The following is a 23,523-nucleotide window of genomic DNA, read 5'->3' on the forward strand; positions in this document are numbered from 1 at the left end:
CACATCTCTCTAATTAGGTAGGCGAACACCATAAGGAGAGCATTGACACGCTAGTCGTGTCGATGCTCTCGCTTTGTTTTTATAGAGGAGCATTCGGACGGGGTAGGGGTTAGAGATTAGAGCGAGACGAGCCACGATTTGTAGGGTCGCACGGCTACTTGTTAGATGGCGGCATTGAGGAGAGCGTGCGACATTAGATATAATTTACTATATTTGCGCTGTGGACGTGTGTTTCTCTACGGGAGCGCCACGTCTATCAAGACTATCTATCACGCTAATCATCAATATTATAATAGCCATATGAGACCAGTACGACTTCTATCTGCAGCACTCTTACTCATCATCTCTCTGACCTATCTGCAGGCACAGGAGAGCTATCCGCTCAGCCTCGTCGTAGAGCAGAGCAGTCAGCCTGAAGAGGTAATCCCTCTCACAGATATTCAGAAGATTACCTTCGCAGATGGTAAGATGCAGATGCACTACACCCAGAAGGCCAACTACAGTGCCGCTTTCGCTTGCAAGGATGTGACGAAGTGTACCTTCTCCACGAGCAAGAAGCCGACAGCGCTACCACTTATTGCTAGTCCTGTCGTCAGTAGCTACAAGCTACTCTCCGATGGTGAGAATATTTTCATCGAGGGTCTCGTTGCTGGGCAGGGTTACAACGTAGCGCTTTACGACATGCAGGGCAATCAGATCTACCTGCGTCCGAACTTTGTCGTCGGCGAGACGATCCACTGCGCTACACTACCTAGCGGTGTCTATCTAGTTCAGATCGACGGCGAGGCATACCGCTTCATACTGTAAGAAAAAGCTCAGAGACATAGCGGCTACGCTCCTAAGCTAAGTGCGTAGCAGTGATATTGCGACGAGGGTGATGCAGATGCGTCATCCTCGTCGTGCTTTTTGAGGTTTGTAAAGGGGGATGCCTCTCACCTTATAAGACTGTTGCAAAAGTCAACAGTCTCACAATCTTGCAAGCAAGATTGTCTAGACTTTGCAGAAAGGATGAAGCGCAAGGCGCTGAGGGTGAGGTCTGAAGGGAGCATACCTCCGTATGTGACCGAAGCCGAATCCCGAAAGCAACACAGCGATTCGCCTTTATGCAACAGTCTCCTTATGGTTGAGCAGCTGATGGGAAAAAGGAGTCTCTTCGGAGGAAATTGAGAATCTCTAGGGAGCAAACGGAAATTCCCCACGGAGGGCTGAAATAAAAGTTCGGAAGAATGAAATGAAAGTTCCGAAGAATGAAATGGTAAGTACGAAGAATTTTACCGTTCCTCGGTGAAGGATCAAGAATAGCTCCGTGGGGATCTCGCAATTCTCGCGGAGCTTTTTTATTGCGTAGTGAGATGAGTATACGAAAGGTGTGGAAATCGTATACCTAGAGCGGTAAAGCGATAGGGGAGTCGTCTGAGAACTTAACAACTTCACCGTGTCGTAACATTTTCGTCACAGTGGAATAATCCATTGGGCGTAATATTGCAAGCGAAAAGGGAGATCTAACCTTCCCGACCGTCTCGGTAGGTCCCTCTCTCAGCAACAAACAAACTTACCAATACAACTATGAATAAGAGTACACTCAAGGCTTTAGTCCTCATCTCCATCGCTCTCATGACTGCCAGCTGTGCTGGCAAAGGTGGTCGTGTGACCCAGCTCGACGCTGCGGGAGCGACCTTCCCGCTACCTTATTATACCGAGGCCTTCAAAGCTTATGAGGAGCTGTCGGGGATACATGTTAACTATGGCGCCGTGGGTAGTGGCGGTGGTATCCGTAGCCTCAAGGACGAGGTGGTCGACTTTGCCGCTTCTGATGCCTTCCTCTCTGATGAGGAGCTGGCGGAGATGCCTCGCGAGGTGATCCACATACCGACCTGCATGGGCGCTGTCGTCATCGCATACAACTGCCCCGAGATCGCTTGCTTAAAGCTCACGGGCGAGATCATAGCAAACATTTATCTAGGCAAGATAACCCGCTGGAATGACCCCGCTATCGCTGCGATCAACCCCGACGAAAAGTTACCCGACAAGGAGATCTCACCCGTCTATCGCTCCGATGGTAGTGGTACGACGAATGTCTTCAGCGACTATCTGACGAAGGTGAGCCCCGACTGGGCTGCGCAGATCGGCACGGGCAAGTCGCTCAAGTGGCCTACCGGTATGGCTGCTAAGGGCAACCCTGGTGTCGCTGGCGTGATCTCTCAGACGGATGGTGCAATCGGCTATGTGGGTAGCGAGTACAGCTTTTCGCTAAAGATCCCGACAGCAAAGGTGCAGAATCAGGCGGGCAACTTTGTCCTCCCCTCACTTGAGTCAATCTCTGCGGCAGCTGCTGGCGAGGTGGCGCCCGATACACGACAGATGATCACCAACTCGGCACACCCTGAGGCTTATCCTATCAGCTGCCTCACCTGGCTCATCTCCTACAAGGATCTCAGCTACAGCAACCACTCAGAGGCTGAGGCTACCGAGACGGCTCGTCTACTCAACTGGATGCTAAGTGATGAGGCGCAGGCGATCACTTCGCAGATCCACTTCGCACCGCTATCTCCTGAGATGATCGCTGCAGCCAAGGCGCAGCTGGCTCAGCTGACCTATGGCGGTAATCCGATAGACTTAACTAGCTCTCCTAAGAAGTAGCTCCTATATACACCAGAAAAACAAAAAAAAGGAGACTGCTACCGTCTCTGTAGCAGTCTCCTCACACCAAAAGAACGTCTCTCCTCCCCTCTCAACAGTAGTGCCGTCTGGATAGCTCCGATTGCTTAGTGAGTCGCATCCGACCTGTACCGCTCTCTATTCGGAGGAGAGATGTCTCTTTACCTTCCACACCTACTATTCAAACTGTATGTCCACCCTCGTCCGTAAAGCGTCACGTCCCATCGGCGACAAGATCTTCCGAGGTCTACTCATGAGCTCTGGGCTCCTCGTGCTACTGATCTGCCTAGCGATGCTGATCAGTCTGATTAGTAACAGCATGGAGGCCTTTAGTGAGTTTGGCTTCTTTCGCTTCATCTGCTCCTCCGAGTGGGATCCTACGGCTGGACGGGAACAGTATGGGGCGTTGCCCTTTATCGTTGGGACCGTGGTCACCTCGATACTAGCCTTGATCCTCTGCATCCCCTTCTCGCTACCGGTGGCGCTCTTCATCGGAGAGTACTTCAAGGGGAAGCGGATCGCCGGTGTCATACGTTCGCTGACGGACCTGCTGGCGGGCATTCCCTCTATCGTGTACGGTCTGTGGGGCTTCTACACCCTTCGTCCGCTCATTGACATGATTGATGGACCACAGGGCAATGGCTACGGGATCCTCACTTCGGTGCTCATACTGACCATTATGATCATCCCCTATGCCTCGTCGCTCACGGCAGAGTTTGTCATGCTCACGCCTAAGTCACTCAAGGAGGCCGCTTACAGTCTCGGCGCCACCCGCACGGAGGTGATCGGATCAGTCATCCTACCCAATGCGCGGAGCGGGATCATCGCAGCTTACATCCTCGCTCTGGGACGAGCGCTCGGCGAGACGATGGCGGTGACCATGCTGATCGGTAACACGGACAAGGTGCCTACATCAATCTTTGACACGGGACAGAGTATGGCTTCGCTGATCGCCAATCAGTTCAACGAGGCACATGGCCTCAAGCTCAGTTCGCTCATAGCGATCGCACTCGTCCTTTTTCTCATCACAGCCATCATCAACGGCATTGTGAAGATTATCCTAAACAAGCAACGAGCTTAACCAACCATGGCATCACTCAAAGTAAGACAGGGCTGGGACCGTACGGTCTATCTAGTCAATATCGTACTCGCCTGCATCACCGTCATACCGCTCTTTCTCATCATCGGTAAGATCGTCATGGAGGGGTATCATCAGATCAACTGGGACTTCTTTACCAAGACGGCACCGACAGCTGTCGAGGCTATGATGGCTAAGAACGCTAACACGATCGAAGGCTCTCGCACGATACTCCCAGGCGGTATCGCTAATGGTATCGTCGGCACGCTCCTCATGACCCTCGTAGCCTCTATCATCGCTATCCCCATAGGTCTCCTGGGGGGTATCTATCTTTCGGAGAATAGATCGTCACGCCTTGCCAGTGTAGTACGCTTTGTCACAGATCTACTACAAGGCACCCCCTCGATCGTCATCGGTATCATCGTCTACGCTTGGATCGTACTACCGATGCGGGGTTACTCGGCTCTGGCGGGTGCTGTGGCTCTGGCGATCATGATGCTACCGCTCATCATACGCTCTACCGAGGAGACGCTGGCGCGACTGCCTAAGTCCTTCAAAGAGTCGGCGCTTGCTCTCGGCTGCTCCTACCGTAAGATGGTCCTTAAGATCCTCCTTCCCTCCGCCATGGGTGGTCTGCTGACAGGTATCCTGCTAGCTGTGAGTCGTATCATCGGCGAGACGGCACCGCTCATCATGACCGCTCTGGGCAGTGCCCGCATATCGTGGACGCTCGACACCCCTTCGTCGGCTGTGCCACTACTCATCTGGGAGTTTTACAGTGATCCCAACCTTCAGGAGCTGATATGGAGCTCTTCACTCTTCCTCTTGCTCCTAGTGCTCCTTCTAAACTTTATCGCCAAGCGTATCTCCGCTCGGACACGCTACTAGTAACCTCTTTTTGTCCAAAGCATGACTCCAAACGCTATACAGACGACAACGCCCGACGTGGTCCTCCAGCTAGACAACGTCAGCATCTGGTACACTCCTGAGAAGAGTGCCGTGACCAATGTCTCGGCGGAGATCCACGACCATGAGATCACCGCCATCATGGGACCCAGTGGTTGTGGCAAGAGTACCTTGCTACGTGCCATCAACCGCATGCACGAGCTTTACCCCGGTATACGTACCGACGGGCGTATCCTCCTACAGGGGGAGAACATCTTAGAGAAAGACCCGATGGTCGTCCGTCGTATGGCGGGGATGGTCTTCCAGCAGCCGAATCCCTTCCCGACGATGAGCATCGCCGACAATGTGATGGCGGGCTACAAGCTCAACGGCATCAAGGTCTCCAAAGCGCAACGCGAAGAGATCCTGACCAGCTCTCTGCAGTCGGTCGGACTCTGGGAGGAGGTCAAGGACCGGCTGGACAAGCGTGGCTCCTTCCTCTCGGGCGGACAGCAACAGCGACTCTGCATCGCTCGTGCTTTGGCACTACGTCCTCGGCTACTCCTGATGGACGAGCCGACCTCCGCCCTAGATCCGATAGCGACCAATTGCATCGAGGAGCTGATCCTAGAGCTCAAGAAGGAGATAGCTATCCTCATCGTCACGCACAATATGGGGCAGGCGGCGCGCATATCCGACCGCTCGATGTTTATGTACCTCGGCGAGCTGGTCGAGTATGACCGCACCGACAAGATGTTTACCAACCCCAGCGATCAGCGCACCGAGGACTACCTACAGGGCAACTTCGGATAAAACGTTGTAACTTAGATCTGCCGTACAGACAGACACACTATCAAGTAAAAAACGAAACTGTCACAGCCTATGTCACCCAATATGGATCATCACGTCGTCCTAATCAAGGAAGACTTCAACGTACTCAACAAAGTAATCGCTCGCCAAGTCGAGGCGATACAGCATCTCCTCAGCGGGATCGTCGAGCCTGAGGCTTACGAGCATATTGAGATGAACGAAACCATCATAGATAGCTTAGAGGTCAAGATACGGAGCGAAGTCATCAACGGGATCATCCTCTACACGCCTCGAGCCTCTGAGGCGAGGCGCATGTTTGCCCTGCACGATATGACCAGTTACCTAGAGCGTATCGGTGATCTACTGCTCAATGTGGCCAACTTCACCCGTGCGATCGACACGGGCAATGTGCTGTACCTACAGTATGCCGACACGCTTCGTGAGATGCTTGCTGAGACCTATAGGATGGTTACAGATGCGGTCACATCGTTCTTTGCTGGTGACTCCGAGCTCTCACGCAGTGTCATCGGCCGAGATACGCATATAGACGACCTGCACTATCAGGTCAACGATTCGCTACCCCAGGTCTTACTAGACACAGAGCTGAGTCCCGACGTAGACTCTATACAGGCTTCACTGGCGATCAGCAGTATAGCCTATAATCTAGAGCGCATCGGTGACAATGCGACAAACATTGCCGAGGCGGCCATCTTCCATGCAGAAGGTAAGAACCTACTCCACGCTAAGAACCAAAAAGTAGAGATCCCCACCGAACAAGAGCTAGAGAATTATGGACAAGAAGAAGTTTAAGCTCCTCATCGTCGACGACGAGGAGGACCTCCGCGAGATACTTACCTTCAACCTCGCCAGCGAGGGTTATCAAGTCTCCACAGCTGCCAATGCTGAGGAGGCGCTCAAGATGCCGCTTGAGGAGTATCACCTCCTCATCCTCGACGTGATGATGCCTGGGATAAACGGCTTCAAGCTCGCTGAGCTCATACGACGGGAGAAGAAGCTCACCACTCCGATCATCTTCCTTACTGCTAAGGGTACCGAAAACGATCTCCTCACCGGCTTTAACATCGGAGCCGACGACTATATGGCGAAGCCTTTCTCCATCAAGGAGCTACAGGCGCGCATTCAGGCTATCCTCATGCGCTCCTTGCAGAGCGGTCCAGACTTTGGAGAGAGTCAGATAGAGATCGGCTCGCTCCTCATTGACCTAGATGCTAAGCAGGTATTTGTCCATGGAGAGCCTATCGAGCTAACCAAGAAAGAGCTGGAGATCCTCGTCTTATTGGCACGAGACCCAGGCAAAGTCTTCTCACGCGAGGAGATCCTCGATCGCGTATGGCGCGAGGATGTCTTCGTCTTGGAGCGCACCATCGATGTACACATCACCCGAATCCGCAAGAAGCTGCGCAGTGGCGGAGTTAAGATCATCAACCGCTCAGGCTTCGGCTATTGCCTCGTCGAGGAGGAGGCCGAGTAGTCCCACTTTCACACCATATATCGTCCTACTATGAGCCAGTACAACTATAAGTCCAAAGTCTTTATCTTCGCGACCCTGCTCTTCATTCTCTTTGGCGGGATCATCTACTTCGTACAGCGTGCCTCCGAAAAGGAGATCAAGACCAAAGCCCTCGTGGGATACCTCGAGCGGGTCACTGACTGTGTCAATAGTTACATAGCAGACTATGTAGCGCATCCCCAGGAGCAAGAGACAGACTCACTCTCCAGCTTTAGTCATCTGCCGAGCACACAAGCTCTAGGACGCTTCTTATCCTATCTCCCAGACAATCTACGCTTCACAATCATCGACCTACAGGGCGAAGTCTACTTTGACAACGTCACCCAGGGACCAATCCCTGAGAACCACCTCTCACGTGTAGAGCTACAACAGGCCAATCTCAATGGTACTGGCACCTCCAAGCGGTATAGCGATACGCTCGGAGAGGACTTCTACTACTTTGCCAAGAAGTACCAAGATCAGGGATACTACATCCGTGTGGCCATACCTTACCATATAGACTATGTCAACTACTTTCGCTCCAATCACTTCTTCCTCCTCCTCATCGTTGGCGTCTTCAGTCTGGCACTGCTGGCGGTGGTCTTTTTTACGGACCAATTCTCCCGCTCGGTGCGTAAGCTTCATGACTTTGTGTCGAAGGCACAGGCTGGTGGGGAGTACGAGTCGGTCACTTTCCCCAAGAGTGAGATCGGAGAGCTAGGAGAGCAGCTCAAGAAGACCTTTAAGATACTCGAAAAGAGCAACACCCGCTACGAGATCGAGCGCGAAAAGCTCATACAGCACTTTGCTAGCTCCGATGCGGGCATAGCTTTCTTTAGTGAGCAGCGACAGTTTATCTATGCGAACAGCCACTTCATACAGAACCTCAACACCCTCGTCGATACCCCTACCTTTATCATCGATGAGCGCATCCTCGACTACCCTGAGCTTTATCAGGTCAAGACTCTTCTAGCGGATCAAGAGGCTCACCCAGGCACCGCTTCGCGCTCCACACGATACATCATCGACAAGGACGGCTCGCATATAGAGGTGCGCGCACAGCTTTTCCCAGATAATAGCTTTGAGATCGTCCTGACTAATGTAACTAAGAAGGAAAACGATCGTCGCCTCAAGCACGACATGACCAATAGTATAGCCCACGAACTGCGCACGCCTGTTACTTGCGCTCGTGGTTACCTTGAGACGATCCTCAACCAGCCACTCCCTGAGGAGCGGCAGCGCTACTTCATCGAGCGCACTTACAATCAGATGATACGTCTCTCACAGCTCATCAGCGATGTCTCTATGATCACCAAGCTGGAGGAGGCGAGCGACCTCTATGCCCTGCAGGAGCTAACTCCGTATAGTGTCGTCGAGGAGGTCAAAGCAGCTCTAGAGATCAAGCTACAGGAGGCGCAGATGACCATCTGCAATCGAATCCCCGAGCAGACAACCGTACAGGCCAATCACTCGCTACTCTATGCTGTCTTTGCCAACCTGACCGAGAATAGCATTCGCTACGCTGGCACCGGTACTACCATAGAGATCGAGCAGACGATGGAGGACGAGCGCTACTACTACTTCACCTTTGCGGACAACGGGCCTGGCATCCCCGAGAGCGAGAGCCTGGCTAAGATCTTCGACCGCTTCTACCGCATCGATGGCGGACGCAGTCGTGAGATGGGCGGATCGGGACTGGGACTCTCCATCGTACGAAATGCTATACGCTTCCACGGCGGAGAGATCTCGGCCAAGAACAGACCCACGGGAGGTCTCGAGTTCTTCTTCTCGCTAGCCAAGAGCGTCCCCGACAAAGCGCCCCGAGAGCACTAGTTCAGACCGATCTGTGCTATCGGATCAAAGCAAAACTCCCTAGGCGAAGGATAGCTTTCCAACCTTGGAAAAGAAAGTTTCCAGCCTTGGAAAACTACTTTTCCAAGGGAGGAAGCGTTTTGGAAACTTTACAATACGATCCGACCCCTCCGCTTATGACTCCTGTCAGATAGCGGAGAGGTCGGAACAGCTTAGTGGGAAATGAGTCGCTCTATGGAACGACGACGCTAGAGCAAGTGACGCTCGGCATGGTAGGAGGAGCGCACGAGGGGACCGCTCTCGACGTGGCGGAAGCCTTTGTCTAGGGCTATCTCCCGAAGCTCGGCAAAGCGGTCTGGATGCACATACTCCTGGACGGGGTAGTGGCGACGAGTAGGCTGGAGGTACTGACCTAGCGTGAGGATACTACAATGGACCTGACGCAGATCATCCATCGTCTCGAGGATCTCCTCCTGCGTCTCGCCGAGACCGAGCATCAGCCCTGTCTTAGCGGGTAGTCCCGCCTCAGCAATCTGTGCCAAGACGGAGAGGCTACAGTCATAAGTAGCTCGGCTGCGCACGATGGGCGTGAGCCGTCGTACGGTCTCCATATTGTGCGCCACCACCTCGGGACGCTCCTGGAGGATTGGGGCTATCAGCTCTGCCTGCCCATCGAAGTCTGGTATCAGCACCTCGATCGTGACGCCAGGGCAGAGCTCGCGTATCTGTCGTATAGTCTCGACCCAGTGGGCGCTTCCCTTGTCGGGCAGGTCGTCGCGATCCACACTGGTGACCACCGCATGCTTGAGCCCTAGCGCACGGACACTCTCAGCCACGTGACGAGGCTCCTCAGGGTCTAGCGGCAGCGGGCGGCCCGTCTCTGTATTGCAAAACTTACAAGCGCGTGTGCAGACGGCTCCCCCGATCATAAAGGTAGCGGTGCCTCGTGACCAGCACTCACCTTGGTTAGGGCAGCGCCCGCTCGTGCAGATGGTGTGCAGGCAGTGCTTCTGCAGCACGGCACGCGTCTCGTCGTAGGTTACATCGCTACCAAGCTTGATCTTGAGCCACTCAGGCTTGCGTATGTGGGGTTGCTTCATTAGCTCTTTTTACTTCAGCTTACGATCGAGGAACTCGATGATGCGGCTGTAGAGGTGCTGCCTATTGTTGCCCCCATAGATGCTGTGATCCTTGTCTGTGTAGGTCGCCATCTCAAAGGGGATGTCCGCCTTGACCAGTTCGGTGGCTAGGCGCATCGTATTTTGCAGATGCACATTGTCATCAGCCGTGCCGTGGATGACGAGTAGATCGCCATGGAGGTTGTGAGCGATAGAGAGGACTGAGGAAGCCTCGTAGCCCTTGTTATTAACCTGCGGTGTCGCCATAAAGCGCTCTGTATAAACCGTGTCGTAAAAGCGCCAGTCGGTCACAGGAGCCACAGCTACACCAGCACGAAAGACCTTGCCACGACAGAGCGACATGAGCGTATTGTACCCGCCATAGCTCCAGCCGAAGATAGCGATGCGACTTCCATCGATATAGTTAAACTGCTTGGGCAGCGCCTCGGCAGCTGCAATCTGGTCGCTACTCTCGCGCAGACCTAGCTCACGATAGGTGCACTTGCGCCACTCGGTGCCACGGCCTCCGGTGCCACGTCCGTCCACACAGACTACGACGTAGCCAGCCTGAGCGAGGGCGTACTCCCAGCCAATGTAAAACTGATCCAACACCTCCTGCGAGTCGGGACCACTGTACTGGTGCATCACGGTGGGGTAATGCTTGCTCGCATCAAAGTGTGGCGGACGAATCATCCAGCCATGGAGCGTGCGCCCAGGAGCCACCTCGATGGTAAAGAACTCCTTGTCGTTGTAGTCATACCCCTTGAGCTTAGCGACCAGCTGTGCGTTGTCTTCGAGCGTACGGATCACCTTGCCCTCCTTTGTCGTGCGGATTGTCGTGACGGTAGGGGTCTTAGCATTGCTATAGCTATTGATGAAGTAGCTGTAGTCCTGAGTAAAGCTAGCGCGATTGATGCCAGCCTCTCCGGCTAAGACGGTCGTCTTGCCTTGTGGGGTCGTCTTGAGGACACGTCGCTGAGTAGGCGTCTGGTCGGCCGCCTGGTAGTAGACGTTGCCCTCGCTGTCACAGCCGTAGAAGCTGATGATGTCCCAATTGCCCTGCGTCAGACGCTTCTGTAGCGCTCCATTTGTGCCGTACTTGTAGAGTTGTGTAGATCCATCGCGCTCGCTCAGCATGACGATGCCATCGGGGACGAAGCGCATGGAGTTGATAAACTCATTGTTGATATATCGTGGGTCTTGCTCACGAAGGGTCAGACGAGGCGTGCGGCTCTTCGGATTGATGCGATATACCTTGATGTCGTTTTGTAGCCGATTGAATGTGATAGCTGCTAGATCACTTCCCCAGCCAGTGAAGACGATGCGGGGTATGTAGCCGTCGGCATCTAGCGGTAGATCCACACGGTCGGTGCGCTTGAGGTCAAGGTTGTAGAGGTGTAGTGAGACGGTCGAGTTTCGCTCGCCCACTTTCGGGTACTTGTAGACATAGTCCGTGGGGTAGAGGTCGTCCCCGTAGATAGGCATCGAGTAAGCCTTGACCTGGCTCTCGTCACTGCGTACGAAGGCTAGGAAGTCGCTCTGGGGGCTCCACTCCATCAGGCGTGTCGTGCTAAACTCCTCTTCGTAGACCCAGTCGGTGGTACCGTTGATCACTTCATTGCGCTTACCATCCGTAGTGACCTGTACCTCAGAGTTGAAGTCAAACTTCTTGATGAAGATATTGTTGTCCCTGACGAAAGCTACCATCCGCCCATCAGGACTGAAGGTAGGGATCATAATGTCGCCCTCGGTGAGTGGCTCACAAAGGTTACGGCGCACATCGTAGTGGGTAGCACGTAGCGTGTAGGAGCGTCTGTAGATAGGCTTGATGTCGGTATAGATCAGGATATGATGTCCTGAGGGTGCTATGTCGTAGTCCCAAATCGCCTTGATATCACACTCACGAGCCTTGGCAATGTCAAAGAGCGTATCGACGGCTCGTCCTGTAGCGTACTCATACTTGACAATACGCTGGTAGTCATCGCTGATGAGCGTGTAGTGCTTGCCGTCGGGTAGAGAGCGAAAGCCGTTGCCAGCGCCACGAGCTGCAAAAGCGCCTGAGGTGACCTCTGGTAGAGTGATCTCACGCTGCTGCTGGGCGACGAGCGTGAGCGAGCAGAGGAGTACGAGGGTTGTAAAAAGTGTGCGGATACGCATGGAGAAGAGGTTAGAGATTAGAATTTAGAGATTAGAGGCAAGCCACAGTGTAGACCCCTAGAGAGGGTTTACACTATGACTATATGTAGTGCGGAGGGGGTTACTTGCGCTTGAAGGTGAGGCTGGGCTGACCCGAAGCGTCGTGTGTAGAGTAGAGCTTGAGCGTATTTGCACCATTCATACGAAAGACTTTAGCCTCCTGTAGTGCTGCTAGGAAGATGCGCTCGTACATCATATTGTTGCAGGCCATACGCGTCGACATAATGTTCCCGATCTTGATGCGACCGTCAGAGTAGACGATGCACTCGCCACCGTAGCTATTGCAGGCTGCTTGCCCATAGATGCGAGCCTTACTGATGCTGATAGTGGCTGTCTGGAGGGCGTCGTCATTAATCTTGATACCATCCATGTGGGTGAGTTCCCAAGCACTCCCCTCGAGGGAAGCTAGATTGACCTTGCTACTGTTCTTACAGGTACCACAGCTGACGCAGAGCAGAGAGGTCAGCAGGAGCAGTGCTACAAAATAGATTCTCTTCATAGTGATTCGTTTGCTATTGGTTATTCATTAGTATTGTGATAGAGAAAGATGCTCTACCGATATGGGTGTGTCAAAGAATATAGAAGCCGTACGTGAGAAGCGCTCCGTCTGCTCCGTCGTGTAGTAGCGTGTCGTGCCACCACGCGTCAGCTGAGCCGCCATCTCGGGGTGACGTACGAGGTACTCTTCGAGAGACTTAGCCACCAGTTCGCCCTGGGCCACTACCTTGATCGAGGGGGTGAGCAGGCGCTGTATCTTAGGCATCAGAATAGGGTAGTGAGTGCAGCCGAGGATGATCGTGTCGATCTTCTCGTCCTGTGCCAAGAGACGCTCCAAATGCTTGCGCACGAAGAAGTCGGCTCCTGGACTGTCACTCTCACCTGTCTCTACGATGGGCACCCAAAGAGGGCAAGCCTCCTGTACGACCGTCACATCGGGGTAGAGCTTGTGTATCTCGGCTACATAGCTCTCGCTAGAGACGGTGCCTTCAGTGGCGAGGATGCCTACATGCTTGGTACCCGTAAGTGAGTCGATGCACTCGACCGTCGGGCGAATGATACCCAGCACACGACGACGCATCGATCCTCCGTCGAGCTTGGGCAGATCCTCTTGTTGTATCTGTCGGAGTGCCTTTGCTGAGGCTGTATTGCAGGCAAGGATGACTAGGGGACAGCCTAGGTCAAAGAGCCTCTCGACCGCCTCTTTAGTAAACTGATAGACAACACGCATCGACCGCGAACCGTAAGGCGAGCGCGCATTGTCACCGAGATAAACGAAGTCGTACTGAGGCAATTGCTCCTGCAGGTTACGTAGGATCGTCAATCCTCCGTACCCTGAGTCAAAAACCCCGATCGGACCCTCTATCTGTTGCATCTGTTATACTGTATCTAGTGTCTAGCTCTAAAAACAGGAGCCACTCTCGCAACTCCACTCCAAAGGTACGAAAAAGAAGTTAGAGGTCAGTTGTCGGTAAGAATCGGTGCCTAACTAAACTTGCGGCGTCTGGGTAAGGATGCAATCCCTAGAGACATTGGCAGGGTGGTATCTCCGTACCTCTCGTATCGTGCTGACTCCGTATTACATACGAGTTCCAAAAAAATCCCCTCTTGGAACTTTTTAGTTCCAACGGAGGAACTCTGGAGTTCCAAGGGAGGAACTGTTCAGTTCCCCCGTAGGAATTGGTGCATTCTGTCCTTCCCCTAAAAAAGCAGACTCGCAAGCTAGATAGCTTACGAGTCTGCTTTTTGGGGGTAAGGCTGTTGGTCTTGCGACTGTAGCCTTAATAGTAGCGCGATCGGGGAGCTGTGTCCGCTGGAAGCTCTTACGTCTAGTGCGCTACGACGATGCGACGGCTTCCTAGCGCAGTGGTGAGGATGTAGGTGCCACTGGGTAGGTGCGCTAGGCTGAGCTGGAGCTGTCCACTGGCTGGTGTGACAGTCTCTAGCAGCCGCTCACCCTGTAGCGTGTAGAGCGTTACGGGGCTTGTTGCCGGAAGCCCTACGACGGTCATCTGATCCCGTACTGGCATCGGATAGATCGTCCAGTCACCTGGCGTCGCTTCTGCGGGCGTATCAATGGCCGTATAGGCATTCCCCTGCTGATCGGTGACGGTCCAGCCACGCCGGGCTGCTATAGCTACTTGCTCTGGGGTGCAGATACTGCCCTCTAGGTCAGGTCTAGAGGTATCAATGAGTGCTATGGTCCCACGAGTGGTCGCTGAGCGGTCGGGTAGTGACTGTAGCATCTCGGTCATCGCCTCACCTCTTATCTTGCTGTGGCATATGGATACGTGCTGTAAGAGGGGCGAGGCGTGAGAGAAGTCGGCCTCAATGATTCCCGTGGAGCCGTCTTTCTGATCAAACTCTAGGGAGCTGAAAGCTCCGATGATGGCGGTACGCCCATCGCTAGCTCTACCGTCGATATGGTAGACTCCATCTTTGTGTGACATCCCAGTGAGGCTCAGTCCATTGAGGCGAATCATACTGGGTGTTGCTACATTGACCTTGAGGGGGTATGCACGGTCAGAATCCTTCTCTAGTGAGACGTAGTGCTCCTCGTCAATGGCTGGTGAGAGCTGGTCTACAATAGCTATGGGGAGGTTCAGCTCGCCTTCTTTTTCTCCATATCTATTGACTCCGAAGTTCTCAACTATGTCGTACAGCTGGACGATGAGGTAGTAGTCAGAGCCTTTTGCCACATCGGTCCACTGAGAGGACTTTATAGTGTATTGTCGCGTCTCATCTTTCTTGAGGGTCTCTATGAAGCCGTGACCTTCATATCGGATGGTATCACTATCTTTTAGATTAGTCTGTACGAGTGCCCACTGAATGAGCATCCTGCCTCTTGAGAGTTTGCCCAGATTGCTCACCTCAAAGGTCATATCGTGGACTCCCGGGGCATACTCTATAGCTCCAGTTAGGGAGCGCCGAGCGACACACTTGAGAGTGGATGCCTTGTAGACGGGATCCTTGGCTGGGAGCACCTCCAGCTGCTGTCGGGAGCGTAAGATATAGTCTTGGTCGTTGCCATCGGCATCTATGTAGCTCCCCTTGAGGAGTATGTTGCCCTTGGTGCCGGCAGGGAGTGATAGTCTGGGGACCTTTAGGGGAATCTCTTGCTTTACCTGTGGACTCAACAATGCGGAGGGCGCTCCTAGGAAGGTGTGGTCACCCTTCATATCCTCAAAGTAGCAGTTCCATGACGAGAAGTACTCCTCCTGGCTTAGGTTGTCAATGAAGAGTGTGACCGAGCTCCTGCTGTAGCCACGTAAGTCAGGCGTCTTGATTTCGGACAAAGCTAGTTTAGGCTTCATCTGGGGGGACGTGCAGTGAGCCTTGCCGTCTGAGTCAAAGGTGACTGTCACCTCAGAGACACCACCATTGTAGTGGCGCACGGGGATAAGCTTACCGCCATTGCCAACGTAGGCGAGCGTCACGACGTAGCTCGCATTCTGTGTGGGTAGACCTAGGTCTGTGAGGTCAACGGAGGGTACGGGGTGTAGGCTTTTCTCAGAGTAGATGTAGTAGTTGTGAAACTCTAGCTCTTGCTCCTCGCTGAGTGCTCCGTACTTGCTCTGTGCCCCCTCCTGAGTGGGCGTGATAGCGAGGCAGAGCTGCGTCTTGTACTGGACGGCAGAGCCTAGCTCGAGGATTGCCTCTTTGAGCTGGATCGTCTTATTGTCATCACACGATAGCTCTAGACTGTAAGCTGAGATGTCCTCACTGACGGTGCGCTCCGAAGAGCCGTCTCGGTCGGGCTCTATGCCGATCATGATCTCCTGCAGGTTGTTGTACCCATCGTAGGAAGATCCGCCACCAGTACCTAGCGTCCTAGGCGTGATAGCATAGAGGAGGAAGAATCCGTCCGCCATACCGTTCCACCCGAAGTTGATGTGGAAGTATCCATTCTGCCGATAGCCATCGCAGACGAAGGCGTGTCCTACGGTGCTACTGGCTCCAGCGTAGTAGACGGGGCGCCCCTCGTTGAGCTCCTTGGCAATGATGTCCATCCAGTCTGCAATCTTGTAGTTCATGCGGTTGAGTAGCTGGATGTTTTTGCTGTACTTGAGGTATTGGCTTAGTCCCTCCTTAGGGTATTGCGTGAAGGTGCCACTACCCGCAGGACTATACTGCATGTGTGAGAGGACACCCACGTGATAGCATAGCGTAGAGAGCGCATCGGTCACATCTTGTGGCTCATACCGCTGATTAGGGCGTTTAGGCATTTTTGCCCAGTAGTAGGTAGTCTGAGAGAAGTCAACACGATGCTTCGTGCCATCGTCCTCTGTATATTCGCAGATGCCTACTCCCTTGTCAGGCCACTGGTGATAGCGTAGGATCTGTGATATAGCTGTTGCGACACAACCTACGACAGACTGACCTGCATTCTTGTAGGGGCAGTGCGTATTGAAGGGGTAATCTTGTCCCCACTGGATGCGATCGAGAAGAGGGTTTACCCCCTCAGGACGTAGCTGTGAGGTGCGGGGCATCACTACGGGTTTGCCACGCTCTACTAAGTATTGTAGAGAGGCTCGCACCTGAGCGAGAAAGGAGGCGATGTGCTCTGGCTGCTCCTCATCAGGAAGGAAGGCTCCAGCGTCGGCATAGGCGATTACCTCGGGGAGTAGATCATCGCCCGAGACCATCACGTAGCCTCTCTCGCTACCTATATTATATACATAGTATGCTGAGGCATGAGCTTGCGCAGTCTGAGCCATCGTCTGATGACGTACGGTCATACCATCAGCGTCTGCGGAGGGGGCTGACACGAGCGTTAGCAAAGGCGTAGTGCCAGAGCGCAGAGAGGTTAGCTCACGACTGCTAAGTCGTTGTAGAGTGTATTGCTCGGCTATGAGGCGAGCCTGCGTCTCTGTACGAGGTTTAGCCCACAGCGTGCTCATAGAGAGGATCACGCTTAAGGCTAGGAAGAAGAAGCGTTGGGTCATATGGTTACAGCGTTTTGTCTGAGGAAGCAAAAGTAGTACAATTTCCCTACACGACAGCCCGCTAATTTCTTCTTGGGCATAGCATATTGTAGGTATATTCAAGTCCGTATGACGGACGCAACGGTGTGCAAAGCCTAGCTTCCGTGGGGACTACTGCTCAGTGGCGACCCAAGCGACGCCGACCGTCTCGATGCCTGTGAGGGAGTCTTGACCAGTCGCCTGGCTTAGCTCGATGGTGTAAAGTCCAGGGTGAGGAGGACGCTCTGCGGGGCTGATCTTGTAGAGCTGCTGTCGCAGTGCGTAGCCCTCTCCAGACCATACGCCAGGCTCCTCTGTGAGAGGTAGTGCCAGTGTCGTCGTAGCGCTCCACCCTAGAGCAGAGCGGAGGCGAACGGTGAGTGGTAGGGTAGTGTACGCATAGCGACTGTTGTACCGTATGTAGAGGTAGAGCGTGTGAGGTGTCCGAGAGTGCTCGACGAAGCTATCAAAGGAGATGCGCTGCTTGGCAGACCAACCTTCCTCAGGTATCTCTTTGGTCTGCATTTGCTTCTGATAAGCTGCATAGTGGCAGGAGCCGAGCATGAGAATAGTTAGCACGGCTATCCACCTTACGACACCACCTCTGCACCCTCTGCTCATAGCTCTAAGTGATCTAGCGGTCGTGGGCTACTCCTCCTGCAGCTTCGTGCGTGGGCGGCGACGTCGATCGCCCGCTTGAGGCCTGCGTCTCGGCTTGCGAGGAGACTGTGCTGCGGACTCTTCGCCAGCACTTTGCCCGTCCTGAGGCTCCTCAGTATTGTCGCTCTCTAGGTTGGTTCCCTTTGCTCTCGGTGTGTCAGAGCTGACGCGCTCCCGCTTCCTATTTGACTTGCGACGCTTACGCTTCTTCGGCTGGTCAAAGCGGTTGATCGCATTGTCAAAGAGTATGTCCTTAGGCTTCTTCGGAGCCTCCTGCTGGTCAGAGAGCGTCTCGGGGATCTCGCCACGCTGGTTCATCTCTATAATCTCCTTAGCCCGCTCCACAGAGATGGTCTCAGGCTCTTCGAGACTCTTAGGCGCTAGGCTGTAAGTGATCTCTCCCGCTAGGAGGTCGCACTTGTTGAAGTAGTAGGTGCCACTCTCCGTCTCTAGGGTCGTACGACTTGAGGGGAAAGACTTCTTTGCCTCCATGTAGACGTCTACCTCATAGTTGGTACAGCACTTGAGCTTGCCACACTGTCCGGTGAGCTTGAGCGAGTTTTGGGCTAAGTTCTGAAAACGTGCAGCGGCGGTGCTGACGGAGTTAAAGCGTGAGAGCCAGGTCGAGCAGCAGAGTGCCCGTCCGCAGGGTCCGATCCCGCCGATACGTCCTGCTTCCTGTCTAGCGCCTATCTGACGCATCTCCACACGTATATGGAAGGCATCAGCTAGGAGCCGTATCAACTTGCGAAAGTCTACTCGCTGATCCGCTATGTAGTAGAATATAGCGCGCGTCCCATCGGCCTGATACTCCACATCGCCGATCTTCATGTCTAGTCCTAGCGAAGTGGCTATCTCGCGCGACTCGATCATCGTCTGGTGCTCGCGAAGCTTAGCCGCGCGATAGTGATCCATGTCGGCCGGACGAGCTTTGCGGTAGATCGCCTTCGCACTGTCTACATACTGCTCATCATGGTTGGTTCGTATCTTCGTGGATACCAGCGTCCCCGTGAGAGATACCATGCCAACGTCGTAGCCTCCGCTGTCTGCCTCTACGACCACGTAGTCTCCTCGCTTGAGGTCAAGGTGATCTACGTTGCGGTAGTAGTTCTTGCGGGTGTTCTTGAACTGCACCTCGACGATCTCCTGCTGCTGCACCCCGTCGGGCAGATCAGCCAGCCAGTCGAAGGTGGAGAGCTTCCAGCAGCGCGACCCTACGCCTTTGCATCGTGGGCAGTCTATCTTATCTAGTAGGTCTGGTTTGTATTCCATCGAATAGTCTCAAAAAATGGGGAGATCGTGAGATTACTTTTTCTTCCTTCCAGTCACCCTTTCCAGCGAGTCAAAGCCCTGTCCATATACGCCATGTACCGTAGACTCAGAGATAAAGGCATCGGGGTCTACCGAGTTGATCACTTGATAGAGCCCTCCGCGCAGATTCTTGCGTATCGTCACTAGGACCACGTGCATTGGCTGGTGACTATAGCCCCCCTCGCCGTGAAGTATGGTGCATCCATGTCCTAGACGACGTGTCACTGCCTCGCTGAGCTGCTCGTACTTGGTACTGACGATAAGTAGCTGCACAGACTGCTTGTTGGCCTCCATAATGTAGTCCAGCATCTGCCCCACGATGGTGATCTCTATGAAAGAGAAGGCGAGCTTGCCTAGAGCAGTACCCCAGCTGTACTGAGGTCCGAAGAAGTGGCTCACGAGGGCACCCGTCGTGACGATAATCGCATCCATAAAGATCATGGCACGTCCCAGTGAGAGCGTACTATATTTATTGATGATAGCCACGATAATGTCGGTGCCACCCGTACTGCCATTGGCAGAGAAGACTAAGCCTAGTCCAGCTCCACAAAGAGCTGCACCGACGACTAGAGCCACAAACGGCTCGTCGGGAGCCAAGAGTGGCCCGAAGTTGGGGAGTGTACTCGTCAGCCATGTGGGCAGATTGTTGTACACCTCTAGTCCTTGTCCCACCATGGGGGTAAAGAACGCTTGTCCCACCGGGATCGTGACGGCAAGCATCAGGACGGCTATGATCGTTTTCATCGAGAAGCGCCACCCCAGGATCCATATTGAGAGGAGTAGCAAGCCGACATTGATGATGTTGTAAGGTATGCTGGCAGGGATATTTGTCGCCAGCTGAATGATCGTGGTCAGTCCTGCCAGTCCCCCCGAGGTAATGTCTTGTGAGAGGATGAAGGCTGTCCAGCCAAACGTATAGATGACTACACCGGCGAAGATGAGTAGAACATCCTTTAGAAAGCGCGCAGACTTGCGTGGATCGGGATATCGTAAAGGTCTTTTTATAGTCATGAGAGACAAAGTTATTACTTGGTGAAAGAGGAAACACGCCCCTAAGCACCGACTACAGAAGTTACACAAAGGTAGCAAAAAAGAGAGATAGGAATCTTCATACCAGCAGATGAAAGAATCTGAAGTAGCTCTCAGCCACATTCGTTCATCCTGCTTGCTATGAGGGCTCCAATCTCTTGATGCTCCAGTCCTGTGCAGAGACAGCTCTGTTTTTTTGAGTCGGGATGAGAAGACTCGAACTTCCGACCTCCACGTCCCGAACGTGGCGCGCTACCAACTGTGCTACATCCCGATGGGACTACCGCTCCACGGCGACTAGTCCCTACTTGCGACTGCAAAGGTACTAAATAATGAGACACCGCAAATATCTCAGGGCCGACGTGGCATCGAGGATGAGGTCATCTACGTCACTATCAAGGAAATCGCTCAATTCCTCGGTGGAGATCGCCGAATCTCCACGGAGGAATCGAAAAATTCTTCGGAACTTCAAAATCTTTCTTCCGAAGTTTCATTTCATTCTTCCGAAGTTTCATTTCGGTCCTCCGTAGGGAAAGTTCGTCTCCTCCGTGGAGCCTCCCAATTTCCTCGGGAGAGACTAGGAGAGAGATTAGAGGAGAGTCCTCTAGTGGCTCTAGTGTTCCTAGTGCCACTAGTGCTCCTAGAAACAAATCTCTAACCTCTAATTTCTAACCTCTAACCTCTAATTTCGTACCTTTGTGCCACACGCTTACATAACAGGAGACAGCACCTATGTATCCAGACAATCTTATCAAGGCTTACGAGGCGAGCTTCCGAGAGCATTTTCGACAGCCAGCTCTCTCGGACTACGCCACAGGCTACACCATATCTTATCGAGACTTAGCGCTACAGATCGCACACCTACACTATATATATAAGGAGACGGGCATACAGCGCGGTGACCGCGTCGCCCTGATGGGTGCCGACTCGGTGCACTGGTGCGTCATCTTTATGGCCACGATCACTTACGGCGCCGTGATCGTCCCGATACTGCAGGACTTCAATGTCGAGGATGCTAAGACGATCATTAATCACAGTGAGGCGAAGCTGCTCTTTATAGACGATCTTATCCTGTCAAAGCTCAACCCGGAGGAAGATCTGCCGATGGTGCAGACTATCTTTGACCTCAAAAAGATCACTTGGCGGTACGCTCGCTCAGGGATGCCGTACGACTACAAGCGGCTCCTTCCCTTCGCTCCCTTCGTGGCGCGCTTTTATCCGAAGGGGTTCCGTCGCACCGATATTGTCTACCCCGAGGTGGGCAATGATGAGTTGGTCGTGATCAACTACACCTCAGGGACGACTGGCTTTAGCAAAGGGGTACTGATCACAGCGGGCAATTTGGCGGGTAATGCGCTCTACGCGAGCAAGCTCGACCTCATGTATAGTGGCGAGCAGATCATCTGCTTCCTCCCGCTAGCACACACGTACAGCTGCGCTTTCAACATGCTCGCAGCCCTTTACATTGGTGTCCACACGCATATCTTAGGCAAGGTCCCTTCGCCCAAGATCTTGATGAAAGCCTTTGCCGAGATACGCCCCGTACTGATCATCTCCGTACCCCTCATCTTGGAGAAGATCTACAAGCAGTCTATCGTGCCTGTCCTAGAGCGCTCCTCCATCAAGGCGCTCCTGCGCATACCGCTCCTACGCAAGCTGGTCTACCGGGTGATTCGCAAGAAGCTCACTGAGGGGCTCGGGGGCAACTTCCGCGAGGTAATCGTCGGGGGAGCTCCGCTCTCTACGGAGGTCGCCGCCTTCCTGCATCGTATCGGCTTCCCGCTCACCGTTGGTTACGGCATGACCGAGTGCGCTCCACTGATCTCTTACAGCAACCATCGCCGCTGGGCACCGCTCTCTGCGGGGCGCGCACTGCCACATATGGAGATACGCATCGAGGTGCCGGAAGACTTTGACCAGCCCCTAGCTCCAGGCGTTGGTGAGATACAGGTGCGCGGTGACAATGTCTGCCTTGGTTACAACAAGCTTCCCGAGATCAATAAGCATCTCTTCACCTCAGACGGCTGGATGCGTACGGGTGACCTGGGACGTCTGGACAAGCGGGGCAATCTCTTCATCCTCGGTCGCTCCAAGACGATGATCCTAGGGGCTAATGGCCAAAACATCTACCCCGAAGAGATCGAGGCGAAGCTCAATAACCTCCACTTTGTGGCGGAGAGTCTAGTCTATCAGAAGAATGGGCGTCTCGAAGCGCTCGTCTATCCCGACGAACTGGCCGCTAAGCAGGCCGGGATAACTATCGAAGAGGCGTGGGAGCGGATCAAAGACCAGCGTAAGCAGCTCAATGCTAAGCTAGGCTCCTACGAGATGGTGACTAAGTTCGTCCTGCAGAGGACTCCCTTCATCAAGTCACCCAAGCGCAGCATCAAGAGACACCTATATAAGGATGGTATTGAGGTGACGCAGACCAATGGGTAGCCTCGCTGAACCAACTTATCATATCGAGGGGACGCTCCGTCAGCTGCCTCTAGAGGAGTATATGGCGGAGTACTTTAACCCAGAGCGCTTCCTTGCTCTGTGCGAGCATTGTCCCACTTACTTGACCAATTGGTCTTGCCCGCCCTTTGCCTTTGATGTGCGGGAGGCATTGGCACATTACCGCTATGCGCATATCCTCGTGCATCGTGTCACGCCCGACGAGCAGTCGTGGGCTGCGTGTCAGCCTGCTGAGGTGGGGGACTACTGCTTTCGCCTGATGAGTGCCGTGCGAGAGTGGATTGATCCGCTCCTCTATCAGCTAGAGCGACAGCATGCGGGGAGTCGGCTCTTTACGGCAGGTCGCTGTCGGCTCTGCCAGCCACAGGAGTGTACACGTCGTGCTGGCGAGCCTTGCCGTCACCCTGACCAGATGCGTTCGTCGCTCGAGTCGTGGGGCTTCGACCTGAGTGGCACCACAGAGCGACTGGCTGGCATCCCGATGGTGTGGGGCCAGGAGGGGCATCCGCCACGCTACCTTACGATGGTCTCGGCACTGCTCTCGGCTGATCCTGTCCCTGAGAGAGACTTTGAGAAGTTAGAGGTTAGACTTTAGAGATTAGAGGTTAGGGGGCTCTGTCTCCTCCCGAAGAATGGAATTCCTACCTAGGAATTTGCCAAATAGGTACCTAGAAATTCCTTCATTTCCTACCTAGGAAATAAAAAATACTTCGGAGGAATCAAATGAAACTTCGGAAGAATCAAATGAAACTTCGGAGGAATCTGTCCTCTTCCTGAAAAAAGTACACAGTTGGGGAGGTGTTACTGAGATGGTACTCGGGTTATTTTTGTTAGTCCTGGGAGTGTACTCATCTGTTAGTTTTGCTCCTGCTGGGATACACGACTTGTGGTCGTCTTTACTGCGGAGGTACACAAAGATAGCTCTTTGTTGGGAGTTGGGCGGCATGGGCTCGGAGTTTTGAGGCTCGGAGCTTTTGGTGAATTGTTCTTAGATGTCTGTTTCTTAGATGGTTGTGTTGTTAGAGGGTTGGGGTAATC

Annotated in this window: 18 protein-coding genes and 1 tRNA gene; 10 read left to right on the forward strand and 9 right to left on the reverse strand. The window is 53.6% G+C overall.

Annotation, left to right across the window (positions count from 1 at the left end; translation table 11 throughout):
• Window positions 1-300: 300 nt before the first annotated feature.
• From L215_RS0100495 to L215_RS0100530, 8 genes are all read left to right on the forward strand, one after another.
• Window positions 301-807: a T9SS type A sorting domain-containing protein gene (locus L215_RS0100495; RefSeq protein WP_025883483.1), complete on the forward strand. Its 507-nt coding sequence runs from the start codon at window positions 301-303 to the stop codon at window positions 805-807.
• 759 nt (window positions 808-1,566) lie between these two features.
• A complete protein-coding gene (gene pstS, locus L215_RS0100500) occupies window positions 1,567-2,640 on the forward strand; it encodes a phosphate ABC transporter substrate-binding protein PstS (RefSeq protein WP_025883973.1) in 1,074 nt (357 codons plus the stop codon).
• Window positions 2,641-2,848: 208 nt separating this feature from the next.
• A complete protein-coding gene (gene pstC / locus L215_RS0100505) occupies window positions 2,849-3,739 on the forward strand; it encodes a phosphate ABC transporter permease subunit PstC (protein WP_036872028.1) in 891 nt (296 codons plus the stop codon).
• Window positions 3,740-3,745: 6 nt separating this feature from the next.
• Window positions 3,746-4,624, forward strand: a complete 879-nt coding sequence (gene pstA, locus L215_RS0100510) for a phosphate ABC transporter permease PstA (RefSeq protein WP_025883977.1) — start codon at window positions 3,746-3,748, stop codon at window positions 4,622-4,624.
• A 21-nt stretch (window positions 4,625-4,645) separates the two neighbouring features.
• Window positions 4,646-5,434, forward strand: coding sequence for a phosphate ABC transporter ATP-binding protein (locus L215_RS0100515; RefSeq protein WP_025883978.1), 789 nt, complete (start codon window positions 4,646-4,648; stop codon window positions 5,432-5,434).
• A gap of 81 nt (window positions 5,435-5,515) precedes the next feature.
• Window positions 5,516-6,241 carry a phosphate signaling complex PhoU family protein gene (locus L215_RS0100520; protein WP_238296584.1) on the forward strand — a complete coding sequence of 242 codons (726 nt, stop codon included), beginning with the start codon at window positions 5,516-5,518 and terminating at the stop codon, window positions 6,239-6,241.
• Complete coding sequence (locus tag L215_RS0100525; RefSeq protein ID WP_027451175.1) at window positions 6,222-6,923, forward strand: response regulator transcription factor; 702 nt, start codon at window positions 6,222-6,224, stop codon at window positions 6,921-6,923. The genes L215_RS0100520 and L215_RS0100525 overlap by 20 nt, the downstream gene beginning before the upstream one ends.
• A 30-nt stretch (window positions 6,924-6,953) precedes the next feature.
• Window positions 6,954-8,774 carry a sensor histidine kinase gene (locus tag L215_RS0100530; RefSeq protein ID WP_025883981.1) on the forward strand — a complete coding sequence of 607 codons (1,821 nt, stop codon included), beginning with the start codon at window positions 6,954-6,956 and terminating at the stop codon, window positions 8,772-8,774.
• Window positions 8,775-9,001: 227 nt separating this feature from the next.
• Here L215_RS0100530 and lipA read toward each other — a convergent pair whose 3' ends face one another.
• From lipA to L215_RS0100575, 9 genes are all read right to left on the reverse strand, one after another.
• Window positions 9,002-9,853, reverse strand: a complete 852-nt coding sequence (gene lipA, locus L215_RS0100535) for a lipoyl synthase (RefSeq protein WP_025883983.1) — start codon at window positions 9,851-9,853, stop codon at window positions 9,002-9,004.
• Window positions 9,854-9,862: 9 nt separating this feature from the next.
• Window positions 9,863-12,028, reverse strand: a complete 2,166-nt coding sequence (locus L215_RS0100540; protein WP_027451176.1) for a S9 family peptidase — start codon at window positions 12,026-12,028, stop codon at window positions 9,863-9,865.
• Between the two features lie 100 nt (window positions 12,029-12,128).
• Window positions 12,129-12,566, reverse strand: a complete 438-nt coding sequence (locus L215_RS0100545) for an META domain-containing protein (RefSeq protein WP_025883984.1) — start codon at window positions 12,564-12,566, stop codon at window positions 12,129-12,131.
• 27 nt (window positions 12,567-12,593) lie between these two features.
• Entirely contained in the window at window positions 12,594-13,439 is an 846-nt protein-coding gene (gene murI / locus L215_RS0100550; RefSeq protein WP_025883986.1) for a glutamate racemase, read from the reverse strand.
• Between the two features lie 454 nt (window positions 13,440-13,893).
• The gene (locus L215_RS0100555; RefSeq protein ID WP_025883987.1) at window positions 13,894-17,010 is read right to left on the reverse strand and encodes a thiol protease/hemagglutinin PrtT; all 3,117 of its coding nucleotides are present in this window, start codon (window positions 17,008-17,010) and stop codon (window positions 13,894-13,896) included.
• 150 nt (window positions 17,011-17,160) lie between these two features.
• Window positions 17,161-17,649: a gliding motility lipoprotein GldH gene (locus L215_RS0100560; protein WP_025883988.1), complete on the reverse strand. Its 489-nt coding sequence runs from the start codon at window positions 17,647-17,649 to the stop codon at window positions 17,161-17,163.
• 27 nt (window positions 17,650-17,676) lie between these two features.
• Complete coding sequence (locus tag L215_RS0100565; RefSeq protein ID WP_025883989.1) at window positions 17,677-18,960, reverse strand: PSP1 domain-containing protein; 1,284 nt, start codon at window positions 18,958-18,960, stop codon at window positions 17,677-17,679.
• Between the two features lie 33 nt (window positions 18,961-18,993).
• Window positions 18,994-20,010: a YitT family protein gene (locus tag L215_RS0100570; protein WP_027451177.1), complete on the reverse strand. Its 1,017-nt coding sequence runs from the start codon at window positions 20,008-20,010 to the stop codon at window positions 18,994-18,996.
• Between the two features lie 219 nt (window positions 20,011-20,229).
• Window positions 20,230-20,302: transfer RNA gene (locus L215_RS0100575), tRNA-Pro, on the reverse strand.
• A 458-nt stretch (window positions 20,303-20,760) separates the two neighbouring features.
• Between L215_RS0100575 and L215_RS0100580 the strand changes: the two genes are divergently transcribed.
• Window positions 20,761-22,467: an AMP-binding protein gene (locus L215_RS0100580; protein ID WP_027451178.1), complete on the forward strand. Its 1,707-nt coding sequence runs from the start codon at window positions 20,761-20,763 to the stop codon at window positions 22,465-22,467.
• A complete protein-coding gene (locus L215_RS0100585; protein ID WP_025883991.1) occupies window positions 22,460-23,080 on the forward strand; it encodes a DUF2284 domain-containing protein in 621 nt (206 codons plus the stop codon). The genes L215_RS0100580 and L215_RS0100585 overlap by 8 nt, the downstream gene beginning before the upstream one ends.
• Window positions 23,081-23,523 lie beyond the last annotated feature (443 nt).

The organism is Porphyromonas uenonis DSM 23387 = JCM 13868, from assembly GCF_000482365.1.
GTDB lineage: Bacteria > Bacteroidota > Bacteroidia > Bacteroidales > Porphyromonadaceae > Porphyromonas > Porphyromonas uenonis.

Excerpts from the sequence above, each read along its gene's own strand:
- L215_RS0100495 (WP_025883483.1), top strand. The coding sequence starts at position 301 with ATGAGACCAGTACGACTTCTATCTGCAGCACTCTTACTCATCATCTCT.
- pstS (WP_025883973.1), top strand. The coding sequence starts at position 1,567 with ATGAATAAGAGTACACTCAAGGCTTTAGTCCTCATCTCCATCGCTCTC.
- pstC (WP_036872028.1), top strand. The coding sequence starts at position 2,849 with ATGTCCACCCTCGTCCGTAAAGCGTCACGTCCCATCGGCGACAAGATC.
- pstA (WP_025883977.1), top strand. The coding sequence starts at position 3,746 with ATGGCATCACTCAAAGTAAGACAGGGCTGGGACCGTACGGTCTATCTA.
- L215_RS0100515 (WP_025883978.1), top strand. The coding sequence starts at position 4,646 with ATGACTCCAAACGCTATACAGACGACAACGCCCGACGTGGTCCTCCAG.
- L215_RS0100520 (WP_238296584.1), top strand. The coding sequence starts at position 5,516 with ATGGATCATCACGTCGTCCTAATCAAGGAAGACTTCAACGTACTCAAC.
- L215_RS0100525 (WP_027451175.1), top strand. The coding sequence starts at position 6,222 with ATGGACAAGAAGAAGTTTAAGCTCCTCATCGTCGACGACGAGGAGGAC.
- L215_RS0100530 (WP_025883981.1), top strand. The coding sequence starts at position 6,954 with ATGAGCCAGTACAACTATAAGTCCAAAGTCTTTATCTTCGCGACCCTG.
- lipA (WP_025883983.1), bottom strand. The coding sequence starts at position 9,853 with ATGAAGCAACCCCACATACGCAAGCCTGAGTGGCTCAAGATCAAGCTT.
- L215_RS0100540 (WP_027451176.1), bottom strand. The coding sequence starts at position 12,028 with ATGCGTATCCGCACACTTTTTACAACCCTCGTACTCCTCTGCTCGCTC.
- L215_RS0100545 (WP_025883984.1), bottom strand. The coding sequence starts at position 12,566 with ATGAAGAGAATCTATTTTGTAGCACTGCTCCTGCTGACCTCTCTGCTC.
- murI (WP_025883986.1), bottom strand. The coding sequence starts at position 13,439 with ATGCAACAGATAGAGGGTCCGATCGGGGTTTTTGACTCAGGGTACGGA.
- L215_RS0100555 (WP_025883987.1), bottom strand. The coding sequence starts at position 17,010 with ATGACCCAACGCTTCTTCTTCCTAGCCTTAAGCGTGATCCTCTCTATG.
- L215_RS0100560 (WP_025883988.1), bottom strand. The coding sequence starts at position 17,649 with ATGAGCAGAGGGTGCAGAGGTGGTGTCGTAAGGTGGATAGCCGTGCTA.
- L215_RS0100565 (WP_025883989.1), bottom strand. The coding sequence starts at position 18,960 with ATGGAATACAAACCAGACCTACTAGATAAGATAGACTGCCCACGATGC.
- L215_RS0100570 (WP_027451177.1), bottom strand. The coding sequence starts at position 20,010 with ATGACTATAAAAAGACCTTTACGATATCCCGATCCACGCAAGTCTGCG.
- L215_RS0100580 (WP_027451178.1), top strand. The coding sequence starts at position 20,761 with ATGTATCCAGACAATCTTATCAAGGCTTACGAGGCGAGCTTCCGAGAG.
- L215_RS0100585 (WP_025883991.1), top strand. The coding sequence starts at position 22,460 with ATGGGTAGCCTCGCTGAACCAACTTATCATATCGAGGGGACGCTCCGT.